Below are 14,899 nucleotides of genomic sequence, written 5' to 3' on the forward strand. Positions count from 1 at the left end.
CGTTGCAATCCCTATGCCGGAACCGCAAGCAAAATTGAGACAGTCTTCCTGTCCTAACCATCACCTTGCCAAATTTTTGTCTAGCACACAAGCGCGCGGAAGTCCCGATTCCGCAGAAGTCAATCGATCGCTTTCCAAAAGTTGCGCAGCCCCGGTTTTGAGGCAAACACGCCCTTATCCGGCCCCGCGGGCGCCGAAATCCCCAACGAAGCTTCGGATCAACCCTTCGGAAGGCGCGCCACGCCGCGAGAAGCGAAACAGGGCGGCCACCGGAGGGCCTGACAGGAGCGTCTGGATCATGAAGTTTTTCACAGGATGTGTGGCGGCCGCCGCGTTGGTGCTGGCTGCCAGTGCGGTCCATGCCCAGGTTCCCGCGGGCGGTATCGCTCGAGGGGCCGTCATCGCGGTCTCGGATTTCGACGGGCCTTACGCGCCGCCGGAGGCCGCCCCGCCGCCGCGTTATGGCTATGGCTATGGCTACGGCTACGAAGAACGCGGCCCGGCACAGGCCTTGCTGCCGTCGACGGAGGTCTACGCGGTGCTGCGCGAAAACGGCTTCTTGCCGCTCGGTATCCCGCGCCTGCGCGGCAGCGTCTACACCATTGCGGTGATCGACCGCCGTGGCGACGATGGCCGGCTGGTGATCGACGCCCGCGACGGGCGGATCATCCGCTTCATGCCCGCCACTGATGCCTATGGCATGGCGCCTTCCTATGACGAACGCGCGGCTTATGGGCCGCAAACCGCACTGCCGCCGCCGACCGTGATCCGCAGCGGCCCGCCGCGCCCGCCGGCGTCGATACCGCATGTGGCAAGCCGCGCCGTGCCGCTGCCGAAGGCTGCCCCGCGGCGTGCCGAGACGCCGGTCGCCGCGAAGCCGGCCGAGCCTACCGCGCAGCAGGCTCAGGCAGTGCAGGCCCAGCCGGCGCAGCAGGCCGCCGTGGTGCAAGCCAAGCCGGCCGAAGCCGCTCCGCAAGCAATCGCACCAACCGTCGGTCAGGCCAGGCCGGCTCCGACGATCCTGCCGACACAGGACATGCCGGCCGCGCAGGGGCTGGATTAGGGCGACCGGAGTTTGGCGCGACACCGCTCATCACACCGTCGCTGTCGTCCCCGCGAAGGCGGGGACCCATACCGCGTGATCTATCGGTGGGGATGAGGTGCGAGTACCGGACTCCGAGTCTTCGCCAAACCGCTCCCTGGGGTTATGGGTCCCGCCCCCGTGCGCAATTGCGCACTAGGCGGGGACGACATCTGGGAGAGAGTTGGCCAAGACAAAGGCGCCTGAGCATTCAGGCGCCTTTTCCATTTCGACGATCGCTTCAGCTCCGCGGATATCCCGCCGCATCCAGGATCAGATTCGCCACCTCCTTCGGATGCGACACCAGCGAGAGGTGGCCGGCATCGAGCTCGATCGTGGTCGCGTTCATGCGCTTGGCGAGGAAGCGCTCGAAATCGGGGTTGATGGTGTAGTCGTTCTTCGACACCGCGTACCAGCTCGGCTTGGAGCGCCACGCCGCCTCCGTGGTGCGGCCGGCGAAGATCGAGGCCGCCGTCGGCCATTGCACGGCGTAGAGCTCCTTGGCCTGCTCCGGCTTCACGCCGTTGGCGAAGTACTTCAGGAAGGCGTCTTCCGAGAGCTTGGTGTAGCCGTCGCGCTCGACGATGCCGGCGCGCGCCGGGCCGGCCGGAAACTGCTTCGACAGCGCCACGAAATCCTCGTTGGCATCGGGCGCGCGTGCGGCGACGTAGACGAGGCCGGTGACCTTCGGGTCGGTGCCGACCTGGCTGATCACGGTGCCGCCCCAGGAATGCGCGACCAGCACCGTCGGCCCGTCCTGCTCGGCCAGCGCCCGCTTGGTCGCCTCGACGGAGTCGCTGAGCGAGGACAGCGGATTTTGCACGGCCGTCACATGCAGGCCTGCAGCCTGTAGGATCGGGATCACCTCCGACCAGCTCGAGCCGTCGGCCCAGGCGCCGTGCACCAGCACGACGTTCTTCGCCTTGACCGTCTGCGGTGTCTGGGCATGAGCAAAGTTGAGGGGAGCCGCCAACAGGCTCGCGGCGACGAAAAGGCTGCGCCAGAGTGACATGATCTTCTCCGTGTTTTTGGTTCGATGCCCAAAGGACGGAGAGCGAGGCGACGGTGTTACGCCTTCACCGTTCTGTGATGCATTGCAACGAAAAAAACGCCCCGGGGCACCGGGGCGTTTTCGCAACCTGAAAGTCGCTGGGTTTGGTCGCCTGGCTCAGGCGGCCTGCGCGGCGGAGTTCTCGATCACCTGCGCCTTGGCGCCGGCGTTGATCGCGATCTGGCGCGGCTTCTTGGCCTCGGGAATCTCGCGGACGAGGTCGACGTGAAGCAGCCCGTTCTCGAGCGAGGCGTCCTTCACCTGCACGAAGTCGGCAAGCTGGAAGGCGCGCTCGAAGGCACGCGCGGCGATGCCGCGGTAGAGCACTTCGGATTTCGAGTTCTCGTTCGCGACCTTCTCGCCCTTGATCGTCAGCGTGTTTTCCTTGGCGACGATGGAGAGCTCATCCTTGGCAAAGCCCGAAACCGCAACGGTGATGCGGTAGGCATTCTCGCCGGTGCGCTCGATGTTGTAGGGGGGATAACCGGGGCTGCCGTCGGAGCTGGCCTGGTCGAGCAGGTTGAAGAGACGGTCGAAGCCGACAGTGGAACGATAGAACGGAGTGAGGTCGTAGCTACGCATGGTCAAGTCCTCCATTGAGCGACTGTTGGTAACCCGCCCGCCAATCGGGCCGGGCTTTAGTCTGTGTGCAGCCTGATGTTCCGGTTCCGAAACACTGGTAGCGGCCTGCACGAAGGTGATATGGGTGGAACGAGACGGCGTTCAAGAGGGCGGGACAGGCGCCTTTTCGGCGCTTTGGCCCCTTGATTTGCAGCACTTCCCGCCCAAGCACGCCCAATGACGCTGGTCTCGATTCCCGCCAATCCGGTCCCCGAAAACGTCGTCAGCGGCACCATCAAGACCCCTGATGGCGTCGAGCTGCGCTTTGCGCGCTGGGCGCCGCCCGCGAACCGCAAGGGCACGGTCTGCGTCTTCACCGGGCGCAGCGAGCAGATCGAGAAGTATTTCGAGACCGTGCGCGATCTGCGCGACCGCGGCTTTGCGGTGGCGATGATCGATTGGCGCGGGCAGGGCCATTCGTCGCGCCGCCTGCGCGATCCGCGCAAAGGCTATGTGCGTGACTTCGCCGATTTCGAGATCGACGTCGAGACCTTCGTGCAGCAGGTGGTGCTGCCGGATTGCCCGCCGCCCTTCTTCGCGCTGGCCCATTCCATGGGCGGCACGGTGCTGCTGCGCGTGGCGCATGCCGGCAAGCGCTGGTTCGACCGCATGGTGCTGTCTGCGCCGATGATCGACCTGCCCGGGCGCACCACCTCGTTGCCGGTGCGTGCGCTGCTCAAGACGATGCGCCTCTTCGGACAGGGCGGCCGCTACGTTCCCGGCGGCAGCGACCGCCTCACCGGGCTCGAACCCTTCATCAACAATCCCCTGACCAGCGATCCGGTCCGCTATGCGCGCAACGCCGCGATCCTGGAGGAAGACCCGACGCTTGGCCTAGCCTCGCCGACGGTCGCCTGGGCCGATACCGCCTTCCGCGCGATGCACACCTTCAAGCGCGTGAACTACCCCTCACAGATCCGCCAACCGATCCTGATGCTGGCGGCCTCCAACGATACCGTGGTCTCGACCGCGGCGATCGAGGAATTCGCCTATCATTTGCGCGCCGGCTCCCATCTCGTGATCGCCGGTGCCAAGCACGAGATCCTCCAGGAGCAGGACCGCTACCGCGCGCAGTTCTGGGCCGCCTTCGACGCCTTCGTGCCGGGCACGCCACTGTTCAAGTGAGGGCGGCGACGAGGGGGAGAGTCCTCGTTCTCCAGTCATTGCGAGGAGCTCTTGCGACGAAGCAATCCAGGCTGTTTCCGCGGAGACAGTCTGGATTGCTTCGCTTCGCTCGCAATGACGAGGTACGGGTGCGTTACAGCGTCTTCAGATACTCGATCAGGTCGTAGCGTTCGGCGTCGTCCTTGAACATGCGGCCGATGACGCCGGGGCGCTTCGGCTCGCCGTCCTTGCGCTCGAAGGAATGGCCGAGCACGCTGTTGCCCTGGATCGGCTTGCCGTCGGAGCCGGTCGCGGAGAACTCCGTTTCACCGGTCTTGCAGCGCTCGTTGGCGGCGACTGCGAAACCGACGGTGTCGGGGTCGTAGTCGCGGCGGCCCATGCAGAATTTTTGCGGGCGCTCGTTCTGCGGCTTCAGCAGCCAGTACAGCGAAGGCACCGAGCCGTTGTGCAGGTAAGGCGCGGTGGCCCAGATGCCGTTCAAGGGCCTCGCGCGATAGCGCGGATCGGGCGCCGGATTGAGACAGTTCTTGCGCGCGAGATTCCACATCTGCGCCCGTTCGGCCTCCGGGATCTTCTCGTCGTCCATCCATTTGCGGGCGACGAGATCGACCACCGTCATGAGGCCCAGCGCATAGACCATCTCGTTGGGCGAAGCGCTCGCCGTCGGGATCTCGCATTGCCACCATTTTTGCAGGTCGGCCGTGTCGACCTTCAGAAAGCCGGGCACGTCGACGGTCCGCTTGCTGAGAACCAGGGACTGCTCGGGATCGGTCTTGATCTCGTCGAGCGGGATCGTGACCGCATTCAGCACCTTGCTGTCGCCGCTCGGCTCCCAGCGCTTCGACGACCAGAAGGCCGGGGTGTTGATGTCAGGCAGATGGCATCCGGAGCACATCTCCGCGTAGATGGCACGGCCGCGCTCGACGCGGTCGGGCTTCAGCTTCCAGGCATCGCCGAGGATGTGCGAGGGCCATTTCGGTGCGAGCAGGCCGCCGAACTTCGGACCATCAGCCGCCTTGAATGGATCGGGGCCTCTCAGCATGTCCTCGATCCAGCCGAGCGTCCTGATGTTCACCGAGGAGCGCCACAGCCTGTCCTGCGGATAGGCATCGGACAAATTGAGCAGCGCCGTCACGCCGAGGGCTTCGCCGGCGTTGCGGATCAGCGGCTGCTCGATCGAGGCGTCGTACTGGGCGAACTTGAACCAGGGCACCGTCCAGATCGCGGGATAGCTGACCGGCGCGTCCTGAGCGTGCAGGTTCTTCTCGAATCCCTTGACCCCGCTCATTGCGAGGTCCTGCGAAAACACCTGGTTGCCGATGCGGTTGAGGGCATCGAGCCGGCCGAACCCTTCCTCGGTGTCCTGCTGCTGCTTGCCGTCCCAGGTCGTCTTGCCTTCGATCGTCTTCTCGTAGGTCTTGGCCCAGTCGATCAGGAAGCTGCCGATCGTGCTCAGCTTCTGCTTGAGCGCCGCGCGGTCCGCCGTGCTGGCGTCGGGGCCGAGCACGCGATCGGCGAAACGCTGGAAGCGGAACGGGACGTATAGCGTATAGGCGATCGACAGGCCGGTCGCGAGCTCGAGCTTCTTCAGGTCGGTCATCGCCGGGCCGCCGTCGAAGCGGACGTCGATGCCCTGGTAATGGATCTGGCCGGTATGACAGGCGGCGCAGGTCAGTCCGATCATGTCGTCCTCGCGGCGGCTCGTCGCGGGATCGACCACGCCGGTCATGCGCGCGAAGCCGACCGGCAGGCCGTCGACGTTCTCCGCCGGCGTCCAGCGCGTCGACCAGTCCGACGCTTGCGTGGTCTCGTAGACATTGGCGTAGCCGAAGCGGCGCAGCGTCGCCGTGTCGGTCTGGATCGTCTGCGGGCTGGGGATGAAGCCGAAGCGTTCGAGATAGGCGCTGTCCTTGATCAGACCCGGCTTGGAGAACAGGTGAAGCCGCGGCTGCTCCAGCGCCACGAACCAGTCATAGGGCACCGGGAACGTCGCGGTGCCCTGGCTGGCGTGGTGGAACCAGTGTCGGTCCTTGAGCGACCAGTTTTGCTCGAGCCAATAGGCAGCCTTGGTTTCGGGCATCGCCGGCAGGGGCGGCGGCAGGAGATTCACCAGCACGCCCTTCTGCGGCAGCATGGCGCGAATCTGGTTGGGGAATTCGGCGACCGCGACCAGGCCGGCGAGGCCAAGGCCGATGACGAGCGCCGTGAGCGCGACCGCCCAGCGAAAGCGGAGCTGGCAGGACGACAGCAGCGGCTGCGATACGATGCGCTGGTTGATGCGGTCGGGGAATTGGCGCTGTTCGAACAGCGTGCGCACGTCGGCCACGCTGAGATAGCGCTCTTCGCCCTGCTTGCCCTTGCCGATGATCTTCAAAAGTATGGGCCATTCGAACTTCATCAGCAGCGGGTAGTACCAGCGAGCGGCGCTGCCGGCGCGCTCGAGGTTGTCGCGCATGAAGGTCTTGATTTCCGCGGCGTTGAGGCCGGGCTCGCTGCTGCCGGTGTTCGGGTCGGTGTAGCTCCGGCCGAAGCTCGCGAGCCGCGCGATCTCGCCCTCGTCGACCTTGCCGTCGACGCCGAGGATGCGCGAGCCGGCGCCGCGCTTGTCCAGCGGGCCGCCGCGCAGCGCGTCGAGCTGCGCGCCCGAAAAGATGCTCTTCAGAATGTGCTTGACGCCGTTGGCGATCATCGCGACGCCGCGGACCTGGATGCGGGCCGAGACCTTCTTCAGCCCCGTCTCACCGGTCGCATTGGCGATGGTCTGCGACAGCGTGTTGAGCGGAACGGTGCCTCCCTCGACGAAGCCCTCGCCGACGAGGCCGCGCAGGAACGGGCAGGGATTGTTCGGCGAGACTGGAATCGAGGGATCGAGGGGCGGCTTCGAAGCGGGGTGATGCATGGCCCAAATCCTGAAAGCAGCGAATCTTGAAAAGCAGGCGCGCTGTTAGAGCGCGGAAAGTCCTAACAAACCGACAGCACGATATACTACTTCAGCGTGTGACGAGTGTGGCCCATTTCACTGTCGTGTCAACACGAGCAGGCGGTCGCACCGGAACCACGTCGGGCCTGCGGCCCTTTCGCTCAGGATTCGGCGGCCCGTCTCACGTCGCTCTGCACCAGCGTCAGCTTGCCGAGCGGTACGCCGGCCTTCAGCAGCCCCTCGCGATAATGGGCGATATCCTCGGGCCGCTTCCAGTGGAAGTTGCGCAAGTGCCTGTCGACGTTCAGCGTTGGATAATTTGCCATCAGCACGCTCACGGCTTCGCTGGCCTCGTCGCTTCGCCCGAGCTGCGCCAGCGTCGCGGCGCGGATCGCCAGCGCCTGCATGTGATTCGGGTTGATGTAGAGCTGCTCGCGCGCCCACGACAGGGTCGCGTCATATTGGCGCAACAAATAATGGCTGAACGCGTTCAGCGCCGCCCATTGGTAGCGCGGGTCGCTGTTGTCGCGCTGCGACGCCATCGAGAACAGCTCGATCGCCTCGCGATGCTCGCCGATCATGAAATGGCAGATGCCAAGCACGCCGCGCGCGCCATTGTCGTAAGGATTGAGCGCGACCGCGCGCTTGGCGGCGTCCATTGCCGCCTCGTGATGCCCCTCCAGCGAATGGGCCCAGGACAGGATCGAGAACGCGAAGGAGGAGCGCGGGTCGAGCCGCACGCTGGTCTCGGCGAGGTTCATCGCCTCGGCCCACATCTCGCGCGTGCCCTTGACCCAGCCGAACTGGATGCTCTGGATCTGGATCGTGGCGAGATAGGCATGCGCGATCGACAGCTTGGGATCGAGCCCGATGGCCTCGCGGAATAGGTCGACCGCGGCGGCCAGATCTTCCTTGGTTTGCCGATAGTAATGCGACAGCCCCTTGAGGAAGCGGTCCCAGGCGCTCACGTCGGTCGAGAGCCGCGCCGGCGCGGAGGCTTCGGCACGGACGATCTCGGTAGCGATGGCGGCGGACAAATTGGTGGTGATCTCGTCCTGCATCGCGAACAAATCGCCGATGTCGCGGTCGTAGCGGCCGGTCCAGAGCTGCTCGCCGGTCTCTGGCGCGATCAGCTCGGCGGTGACGCGGATCTTGGCGCCGGCGCGCCGCACCGAGCCCTGGATCAGATAGGTGGCGTCGATCTCGCGCGCGATCAGCCGGGTGCCCACATTCTTGCCCTTAAAGGCGAAGGTCGAGTTGCGGCTCAGCACCCGATAGAAGGATTGCAGCGATAGCGCGTGGATCAGGTCCTCGGTGAGGCCATCGGAGAAATATTCGTCCTGGGCGTCGCTGAGATTGGCAAAGGGCAGCACGCCGACGATCGCGGTGCGGTACTGCTGCGACAGCGCCGAGGCCTCACGAAGCTCGGGGGCAAGCGCCGGCGCGCCCTCCGGCGTCCAGGTAAAGACCCCGATCGCATCCTTGATGTTCTTGAAGCGATGGTTGCCGGCATCGGTCAGCGGCACGGTGAGATGCTTGCTCGCCTCCCGGTAGGCCTTGGCCGAGATCGCGAAGCCGCCGGGGCTCGCCACCGATTCCAGGCGGACGGCGATGTTGACGTCGTCGCCGAAGACCTCGTCCTCGTCGGCGATGACGTCGCCCATGTGGATGCCGAGCCGGAACTGCATGGCGCGGTCGGCCGGCAGATGGCGGTTGCGTTCGGCCATCAGCGTCTGCATCGCGATCGCCGCCTCGGTGGCGCCGACGATGGAGGCGAATTCCAGCAGGAAGCCGTCGCCGGTGTTCTTCACGACGCGGCCGCCGTGATTGAGGATGATCGGATGGATGGCGGCGCGATGGGCCTTGAAGGCGGCATGGGTGCCGGCCTCGTCGCTGCCCATCATGCGCGAATAGCCGGCGACATCGGCGCAGACGATGGCGGCCAGACGTCTTTCCATATCCTCAAAGCTCCAAGGGATCAGGTGACCGGCCACAGCGTGGCGGTTGCCGCGAATCCTGCATTTCAAGAACCCCGCCTTTATAGAGCAGATGCGCCGCAGCGGAAGCATGATCCGCATTGCAAATTCGAGGTAAATCCTGCGCAATCCCGGCAGTGGACGGGAACGGGCGAACCGACTAAGCGGAACCAGGACCGCCAGGACGGCAGCGGAGGACCTTCATGCTGGGCATTCACGAGATCGGGCTTTTCATCCTCTCGGGCGTGCTGCTCAACATCACGCCAGGGCCGGATTCGGTTTACGTGATCGGCCGCAGCATGCAGATGGGCTGGCGGGGCGGCGCCGCTGCCGCCTTGGGCATCAGTTGCGGCTGCTTCGTCCATGTCGCGGGCGCGGCGATCGGGCTTTCGGCTCTGCTGATGGCCTCGTCCACGGCCTTCTCGATCCTGAAGCTGGTCGGCGCGGCCTATCTCGTCGTGACCGGTCTCCAGATGCTGTGGTCGCGCCCGGCGCTGGCTGCAAGCATCGACGAGCCGGCGCGGAGCTCATTGCAGCGGGTCTTCCTCCAGGGCGTCTTCACCAACGCGCTCAATCCGAAGGTCGCGCTGTTCTTCCTGGCCTTTCTGCCGCAATTCGTCGCAGCCGATGCCCCGCACAAGCCGCTCGCCTTCCTGACGCTCGGCCTGATCTTCATCTTCACGGGGACACTGTGGTGCCTGGTGCTGGCGGCGTTCGCCGCCAGAGCCGCCTACCGGCTGCGGCAGTCCGAGGGCGCGATCGCCTGGGTCAACCGCGCTCTCGGCGGCCTCTTCGTCTATCTCGGCATCCGCGTCGCCATGCTGGAGACACGGTAGCTCGTTCAAGCGAATTCCGTCGCCAGCGCGCTGCCGGCCAGATACAGGCCGAGCAGGATCATCGCGATCAGGAACCAGCGGCGAAACGCCTCCGCCGGCATTCGCGCCCGCACCGATTGGCCGACGAACATGCCGGCGAAGGCCATGGCGAGGCCCACGGCGCCCGGCACGACATTGGCGGGCGTGAGCAGTCCGACCGCGGTCAGGTTGAAGGCGAGCGCCAGCGTCGCGGTGGTGAAAAACACCCCGAGCGCCTGCACCAGCTCGTCCTTTTCCATGCCGATCGCCTGCATGAACGGCATCGACGGAATCACCTGCACGCCTGTGGAGGCCGAGATCACGCCGGTGATGATGCCGACCACGCCGCCGACCCATTTCTCGTTCTCGGGCGCGACGCGGAACTGGAACTTGTTCAGGCCGATCACGGCGTAGACGACGAGCAGGGCGCCGAGCACGATCGTGCCGTAGCGCGCATGCGGCCCGGTCAGCGCGCCGGCGTTGAGCCAGCAGCCGACCACGGTGCCGATCATCAGCGGCCACAGCCGCCGCAGGATATCGCGCAGATAAGGACCAACGAAGGTCTGCCAGATGTTGGTGACGATGGCGGGAACGATGACGATGGCGATGGCGCGGCTCGGCGCCATGCTCACGGCGAGCAGGCCCATCGACACCGTCGGCAGGCCGAGCCCGACCACGCCCTTGACGAATCCGGCGAGCAGGAACACGGCGGCGATGAGGATGAGCAGCGGGTCGATCATGCCAGCACATTGACCGAAGCCGCGCGGGGGCACAATCTGGAGGTTACGGAGAGAGCCTTCGGCCTCAACGAAGGCTCAGGGAGCTCAGGGAGACATCGCATGCGCTTCGACCTGGTCGATCTCCAGCTCTTCATCGCGGTCGCCGACCAGCGAAGCATCACCCGCGGCGCGGAGCGATCACATCTCGCCCTGGCCTCGGCCAGCGCGCGTATCAAGGGGCTCGAGGATGCGCTCGGCGTCGCGCTGCTCAAGCGCGGGCGTCGCGGCGTCGAGTTGACCGCGGCCGGCGAGAGCCTGCTCGATCATGCCAGGCTCGTGATCCATCAGATCGACGCCATGCGCGGCGATCTCGCCGGCTTTGCCAGTGGCGTGCGCGCCAGCGTGCATTTCCTCGCCAACACGTCGGGCCTGTCGGAGCATCTGCCGAGGGCACTGGCCGGCTTCCTGCGCGAACATCGCGACGTCGCCATCGACATCGAGGAGCGCGAGAGCACCGACATCGCGGCGGCGATCACCGCCGGCGCTGCCGATCTCGGCTTCGCCGCCGAGCACGCCCTGCCTGAGCATATCGAGCGTTTCCGCTTCAGCGAGGACCGCCTGACGCTGGTGACGTCGAAACGCGGGCCGTTCGCCGGCCGCCGCCAGATCGACTTTCAGGAGGCAGGGACTTGCGACTTCGTCGGCCTGACCAGCGCCACCGCGCTCCAGATGCACATCTCGAAGCACGCCGCGCGGCTCGGCATGCGGCCGCATTTCCGCGCGCGCCTGCGCGACTTCGACGCGATCTGCCAGATGGTCGCGGCCGATGTCGGCGTGGCGCTGGTGCCCGAAGCCGCGGCCCGCCGCTGCGCCAGGACCATGCCGCTCGCCATGGTCCGCCTGCGCGATGCCTTCGCCAACCGCCGCCTCGTGATCTGCGCGCGCAGCTTCAAGGCGCTGCCAAGGCCGGCCAAGCTGCTGGTGGAGCATCTCAGGGCCGAGGCGGTGTGAGCTGGTTGTACGCTGGCGCGCGCGCTTGATCGGCTTCGTCGAGGCGTGAGAGTCGTTATTGGTTCAAAAGCTTCAACGCTGCCTCGTGCACCCGCGCGTCGCCGGCCGCGACGATGCGGCCGCCGCCCTGGGCCGGCTTGCCTTCCCAGGTGGTGACGACGCCGCCGGCGCCGGTCACGATCGGGATCAGCGCCGCGATGTCGTAGGGCTTCAGCTCGGTCTCGACCACGAGGTCGACGTGGCCCGCGGCAAGCATGCAATAGGAGTAGCAGTCGCCGCCATAGCGCGACAGCCGCGCGCTCTTCTCGATGCGGCCGAAGATGGCGCGGTCGCTCTCGTTCATCAGCAGGGGGCTGGTGGTGTAAGTCGTGGCCTCCGACAGCGAAGCGCAGCGGCGGACCTGGAGCCGGCGCTCGCCCGACGGCCCTTTATAATTGGCCGAACCGTTGTCGCCGGAAAAGCGCTCGCCGATGAAGGGCTGGTGCATCATGCCGAACACCGGCGTGCCCTTGTGCAACAGCGCGATCAGCGTGCCCCAGATTGGAAAGCCGCCGATGAAGGATTTGGTGCCATCGATGGGGTCGAGCACCCAGACGTAGTCGGCGTCCTCGCGCTCGTTGCCGAATTCCTCGCCGACGATGCCGTGCTGGGGGAAGTTGGCCTTGATCAGCCGCCGCATCACCGCCTCCGCGGCGCGGTCGGCCTCCGTCACGGGGTCGAAATCCTTGGTCTTGCTCTTGTCGTCGATCGACAGCGAGGTGCGGAAGAACGGCAGGATGGTTTCGCCGGAGGCGGTGGCGAGCCGACCGATGAAGGCGGAGAAGTCGATCACCGTCACAGGCGAAATCCTCGAAGCGAAGTTGGAGAGCTTGCCTCCTGCCTAGCTCAATTCGCCTGCCGCGTGCAGCGCTGTCTTGGCGTTGCGCCCTGGTATTTTGGATGCCGCGGCGGGCTGCCCCATTCCAGTCATCTGCTGGCCAAATATCGATCATGGAGTTGAAATCTTAGTTCCGACCTTGCCTTGTTCGTATGCAAATGACTATCAACCCATTGAATTTCCTTATCAAAGAAACTGAATCTGGGTTTCCATAGAAGCAACTGAGCCATGTGCGATTTGCATGGGAAACCGCGCAAAAGCCCTTGCACTTTGTGCGGCGCGGTCGCATATTGTTGCGGTGCGGTAGCGCCTCGCGTTACCGCTGCCCTCCTTGGGCGTTTCCTCCCTAGACTTGGGCCGCTTGCGTCATTCGCGAGCGGCCCTTTTTTCTGAGCCCCGCCGTTTTCATTTCGCGCGCGCAAGCTTGCGAAGCGAAAACGCAGTCGCGCGCAAAGCTTCTTCGTCTCAGAAGGCCTCGTCGTTTCGGAGAGAAGCTGCGTCCTATTCCGCCGCGGCCTGGAATGGGCCGAGATCGGCGAACGGAATCGTGGTCGCCAGCACGTCGGCGAGAACGCCGAAGTCGGAGGCCACTTGCGCAAAGCGAGCGCTGCGCTCGCGCCGCCGCTCGTCCATGTAGATCGCGCGGTTGAGCTCGAGCTGCACGGCGTGCAGGCCGCTCGCGGGATTGCCGTAATGCTCGGTGATGAAGCCGCCGGCATAGGGCTTGTTGCGGCCGATCGAATAGCCGAGCCCGCTCATGGTCTCCTCGACGCGATCGGGCAAGAGCGGCGTGCAGCTGGTGCCGTAGCGATCGCCGATCACGACGTCGGGCCGGCGCGGCTCGTCCCTGCTGACGCCGACCGACGGCATCGAGTGGCAGTCGACCAGCACCACCGTGCCGAACATCTGGTGCACCTTGTTGATCAGCCGGCGTAGCGCGCGATGGTAGGGCTTGTACAGCGTCTCGATCCGCCCCAGCGCATCGTCGACCAGGAGGCGGTCGCGGTAGATCTCCTGGCCGTCGCCGACCACGCGGGGAATGGTGCCGAGGCCGCCCGCGACGCGCATCGAGCGGGTGTTGGCGAAGCTCGGAAGCCGGCCGGTGAACATGCGCGGGTCGAGCTCATAGGGCTCGCGGTTGACGTCGACATAGGAGCGGGGAAAGTTGACACGCACCGTCGGAAAGCCGCGCGCGCTCAGATGGCCGATCAGCTCGTCCATGAACGAATCTTCCGACCGCCGCAGCGTGGGCAGGTCGATCCGCGACGCCGCCAGGAATTCCTCAGGATAGGTCGAGCCGGAATGTGGCGAGTTGAAGATGACGGGCGCGCGCCATTCGGCAGGCTCGAAGATCTCGAAGGCTGGCGACATGTCGCCGTCAAAGCGGGTCATCTTCTCAGGCTTCGTCCCTTCGTGCCGTCCGATCCGGACAAGCTCCGGGTCCAATGATTCGGCCGATCTCGCGGCTCTTATGTGTCGTCATTGTCCGGAATCGCAACCATTCTGCCAAGCGAAAAGATGTGATGGCCTCTTGGAACAGATCTTAACCGTGCGGCCAGCGGGAAGGGGACGCGCCGGTCCGGCTCGATTGATTCAGACCTCGTTCCGGTCCACAAAGAGCCGGCGGCGGGGCCGGCGCAGGGTTAAGATTTTCACCCCAAATTTACCCTCTGTCGGGCTTAGTGACCTCTGCTGATATCCTCTGGGGATTCGACGTTTCCTGCCATGCCAAAGATCCTGCTCGCCGAAGACGACAACGACATGCGCCGTTTCCTGGTCAAGGCGCTGGAAAACGCCGGTTTTCAGGTCTCGTCCCACGACAACGGCATGGCCGCCTATCAGCGGCTGCGGGAAGAGCCGTTCGAGATGCTGCTGACCGACATCGTCATGCCCGAAATGGACGGCATCGAACTCGCCCGCCGGGCCTCGGAACTCGACCCCGACATCAAGATCATGTTCATCACCGGCTTTGCTGCGGTTGCCCTGAACTCGGATTCGGACGCCCCCAAGAACGCCAAGGTGCTGTCCAAGCCCGTTCACTTGCGCGAATTGGTCAGCGAAGTGAACAAGATGCTGGCGGCCTAAATCGGCCCCGTTCCGTCCTTGCGCAGGGTCCCGTGAGCCGTTATAGGGACCCCACCGATGAAATGACCTCTAGGGCACGTAGCTCAGCGGGAGAGCACTACCTTGACATGGTAGGGGTCACAGGTTCGATCCCTGTCGTGCCCACCATCCTTCGCTCGCGATAGCAGAGTGAAGGATGCCGCGCCGAAGCGCAACGGGCGCGGCGGACGCGTTCGCCTTCGACGTGACGCGCTGCGCCTATGCCGAATTCTACAAGGCCCTCGGCGAGCCCGAACTCGGCTTCCTGCTGATCTGCACCGCGGACTTTGCCACCGCGGAAGGTTTTGGTCCCGACATCAGGCTCACGCGCACGCAGACTATCATGCAAGGCGCCTCCCATTGCGATTTCCGCTACAAGCGCGATGGAGGCGGATCACAGTGACGGCAACGATGCAGGCATGCTGTCGCCCCACATTCCGTCATTGCGAGCGCAGCGAAGCAATCCAGAGTCTTTCGGCGACGGGATTCTGGACTGCTTCGCGGAGCCTGTGATCGGCCGTGCGTTTCGCGCGGACCCGGTGGCTCGCAATCACGACATGG

General features: G+C 65.2%; 12 protein-coding genes, 1 tRNA gene and 1 pseudogene. 7 read left to right on the top strand and 7 right to left on the bottom strand.

What is annotated here, in order from left to right; translation table 11 throughout:
* The first annotated feature begins 298 nt into the window (after nucleotides 1-298).
* On the top strand, nucleotides 299-1,063 hold the full coding sequence (locus tag ABIA40_RS35100; RefSeq protein ID WP_404545812.1) for a hypothetical protein: 765 nt from the start codon (nucleotides 299-301) through the stop codon (nucleotides 1,061-1,063).
* Nucleotides 1,064-1,322: 259 nt separating this feature from the next.
* On the opposite strand, the gene ABIA40_RS35105 is transcribed toward ABIA40_RS35100, so the two are convergent.
* Together ABIA40_RS35105 and ABIA40_RS35110 are read right to left on the bottom strand one after the other, a co-directional pair.
* A complete protein-coding gene (locus ABIA40_RS35105) occupies nucleotides 1,323-2,093 on the bottom strand; it encodes an alpha/beta fold hydrolase (RefSeq protein ID WP_404545814.1) in 771 nt (256 codons plus the stop codon).
* A 156-nt stretch (nucleotides 2,094-2,249) separates the two neighbouring features.
* Nucleotides 2,250-2,714 carry an Hsp20 family protein gene (locus tag ABIA40_RS35110; protein WP_035997846.1) on the bottom strand — a complete coding sequence of 155 codons (465 nt, stop codon included), beginning with the start codon at nucleotides 2,712-2,714 and terminating at the stop codon, nucleotides 2,250-2,252.
* Nucleotides 2,715-2,930: 216 nt separating this feature from the next.
* On the opposite strand from ABIA40_RS35110, the gene ABIA40_RS35115 reads away from it, so the two are divergent.
* The gene (locus ABIA40_RS35115; protein ID WP_275497831.1) at nucleotides 2,931-3,878 is read left to right on the top strand and encodes an alpha/beta fold hydrolase; all 948 of its coding nucleotides are present in this window, start codon (nucleotides 2,931-2,933) and stop codon (nucleotides 3,876-3,878) included.
* Nucleotides 3,879-4,011: 133 nt separating this feature from the next.
* On the opposite strand, the gene ABIA40_RS35120 is transcribed toward ABIA40_RS35115, so the two are convergent.
* Together ABIA40_RS35120 and ABIA40_RS35125 are read right to left on the bottom strand one after the other, a co-directional pair.
* Complete coding sequence (locus ABIA40_RS35120; RefSeq protein WP_404545817.1) at nucleotides 4,012-6,777, bottom strand: di-heme-cytochrome C peroxidase; 2,766 nt, start codon at nucleotides 6,775-6,777, stop codon at nucleotides 4,012-4,014.
* A 182-nt stretch (nucleotides 6,778-6,959) separates the two neighbouring features.
* A complete protein-coding gene (locus ABIA40_RS35125) occupies nucleotides 6,960-8,756 on the bottom strand; it encodes an adenylate/guanylate cyclase domain-containing protein (RefSeq protein WP_404545819.1) in 1,797 nt (598 codons plus the stop codon).
* A 221-nt stretch (nucleotides 8,757-8,977) separates the two neighbouring features.
* Here ABIA40_RS35125 and ABIA40_RS35130 point away from each other — a divergent pair, with 221 nt between their 5' ends.
* Nucleotides 8,978-9,610, top strand: coding sequence for a LysE family translocator (locus ABIA40_RS35130; RefSeq protein WP_271545699.1), 633 nt, complete (start codon nucleotides 8,978-8,980; stop codon nucleotides 9,608-9,610).
* Between the two features lie 5 nt (nucleotides 9,611-9,615).
* Here ABIA40_RS35130 and ABIA40_RS35135 read toward each other — a convergent pair whose 3' ends face one another.
* The gene (locus tag ABIA40_RS35135) at nucleotides 9,616-10,368 is read right to left on the bottom strand and encodes a sulfite exporter TauE/SafE family protein (protein ID WP_271545697.1); all 753 of its coding nucleotides are present in this window, start codon (nucleotides 10,366-10,368) and stop codon (nucleotides 9,616-9,618) included.
* A 99-nt stretch (nucleotides 10,369-10,467) separates the two neighbouring features.
* Here ABIA40_RS35135 and ABIA40_RS35140 point away from each other — a divergent pair, with 99 nt between their 5' ends.
* Nucleotides 10,468-11,358: a LysR substrate-binding domain-containing protein gene (locus ABIA40_RS35140; protein ID WP_271545694.1), complete on the top strand. Its 891-nt coding sequence runs from the start codon at nucleotides 10,468-10,470 to the stop codon at nucleotides 11,356-11,358.
* A gap of 55 nt (nucleotides 11,359-11,413) precedes the next feature.
* Here ABIA40_RS35140 and hisN read toward each other — a convergent pair whose 3' ends face one another.
* Nucleotides 11,414-12,196, bottom strand: coding sequence for a histidinol-phosphatase (hisN, locus tag ABIA40_RS35145; RefSeq protein ID WP_271545692.1), 783 nt, complete (start codon nucleotides 12,194-12,196; stop codon nucleotides 11,414-11,416).
* 540 nt (nucleotides 12,197-12,736) lie between these two features.
* Entirely contained in the window at nucleotides 12,737-13,627 is an 891-nt protein-coding gene (locus ABIA40_RS35150) for an N-formylglutamate amidohydrolase (protein WP_036021434.1), read from the bottom strand.
* A 333-nt stretch (nucleotides 13,628-13,960) separates the two neighbouring features.
* Between ABIA40_RS35150 and cpdR the strand changes: the two genes are divergently transcribed.
* From cpdR to ABIA40_RS35165, 3 genes and pseudogenes are all read left to right on the top strand, one after another.
* A complete protein-coding gene (gene cpdR, locus ABIA40_RS35155; protein WP_007597092.1) occupies nucleotides 13,961-14,320 on the top strand; it encodes a cell cycle two-component system response regulator CpdR in 360 nt (119 codons plus the stop codon).
* Nucleotides 14,321-14,392: 72 nt separating this feature from the next.
* Nucleotides 14,393-14,467, top strand: a tRNA-Val gene (locus tag ABIA40_RS35160).
* Between the two features lie 58 nt (nucleotides 14,468-14,525).
* Nucleotides 14,526-14,741: pseudogene (locus tag ABIA40_RS35165) on the top strand (L-2-amino-thiazoline-4-carboxylic acid hydrolase); the annotation flags it as partial.
* Nucleotides 14,742-14,899: the final 158 nt, after the last annotated feature.

The organism is Bradyrhizobium sp. USDA 223 (genome assembly GCF_044909005.1).
GTDB classification, from domain to species: domain Bacteria; phylum Pseudomonadota; class Alphaproteobacteria; order Rhizobiales; family Xanthobacteraceae; genus Bradyrhizobium; species Bradyrhizobium yuanmingense.

Bases quoted from the DNA above. Each gene is read 5' to 3' on its own strand.
- ABIA40_RS35100 (WP_404545812.1), top strand. From the start codon at position 299: ATGAAGTTTTTCACAGGATGTGTGGCGGCCGCCGCGTTGGTGCTGGCT.
- ABIA40_RS35105 (WP_404545814.1), bottom strand. From the start codon at position 2,093: ATGTCACTCTGGCGCAGCCTTTTCGTCGCCGCGAGCCTGTTGGCGGCT.
- ABIA40_RS35110 (WP_035997846.1), bottom strand. From the start codon at position 2,714: ATGCGTAGCTACGACCTCACTCCGTTCTATCGTTCCACTGTCGGCTTC.
- ABIA40_RS35115 (WP_275497831.1), top strand. From the start codon at position 2,931: ATGACGCTGGTCTCGATTCCCGCCAATCCGGTCCCCGAAAACGTCGTC.
- ABIA40_RS35120 (WP_404545817.1), bottom strand. From the start codon at position 6,777: ATGCATCACCCCGCTTCGAAGCCGCCCCTCGATCCCTCGATTCCAGTC.
- ABIA40_RS35125 (WP_404545819.1), bottom strand. From the start codon at position 8,756: ATGGAAAGACGTCTGGCCGCCATCGTCTGCGCCGATGTCGCCGGCTAT.
- ABIA40_RS35130 (WP_271545699.1), top strand. From the start codon at position 8,978: ATGCTGGGCATTCACGAGATCGGGCTTTTCATCCTCTCGGGCGTGCTG.
- ABIA40_RS35135 (WP_271545697.1), bottom strand. From the start codon at position 10,368: ATGATCGACCCGCTGCTCATCCTCATCGCCGCCGTGTTCCTGCTCGCC.
- ABIA40_RS35140 (WP_271545694.1), top strand. From the start codon at position 10,468: ATGCGCTTCGACCTGGTCGATCTCCAGCTCTTCATCGCGGTCGCCGAC.
- ABIA40_RS35150 (WP_036021434.1), bottom strand. From the start codon at position 13,627: ATGACCCGCTTTGACGGCGACATGTCGCCAGCCTTCGAGATCTTCGAG.
- cpdR (WP_007597092.1), top strand. From the start codon at position 13,961: ATGCCAAAGATCCTGCTCGCCGAAGACGACAACGACATGCGCCGTTTC.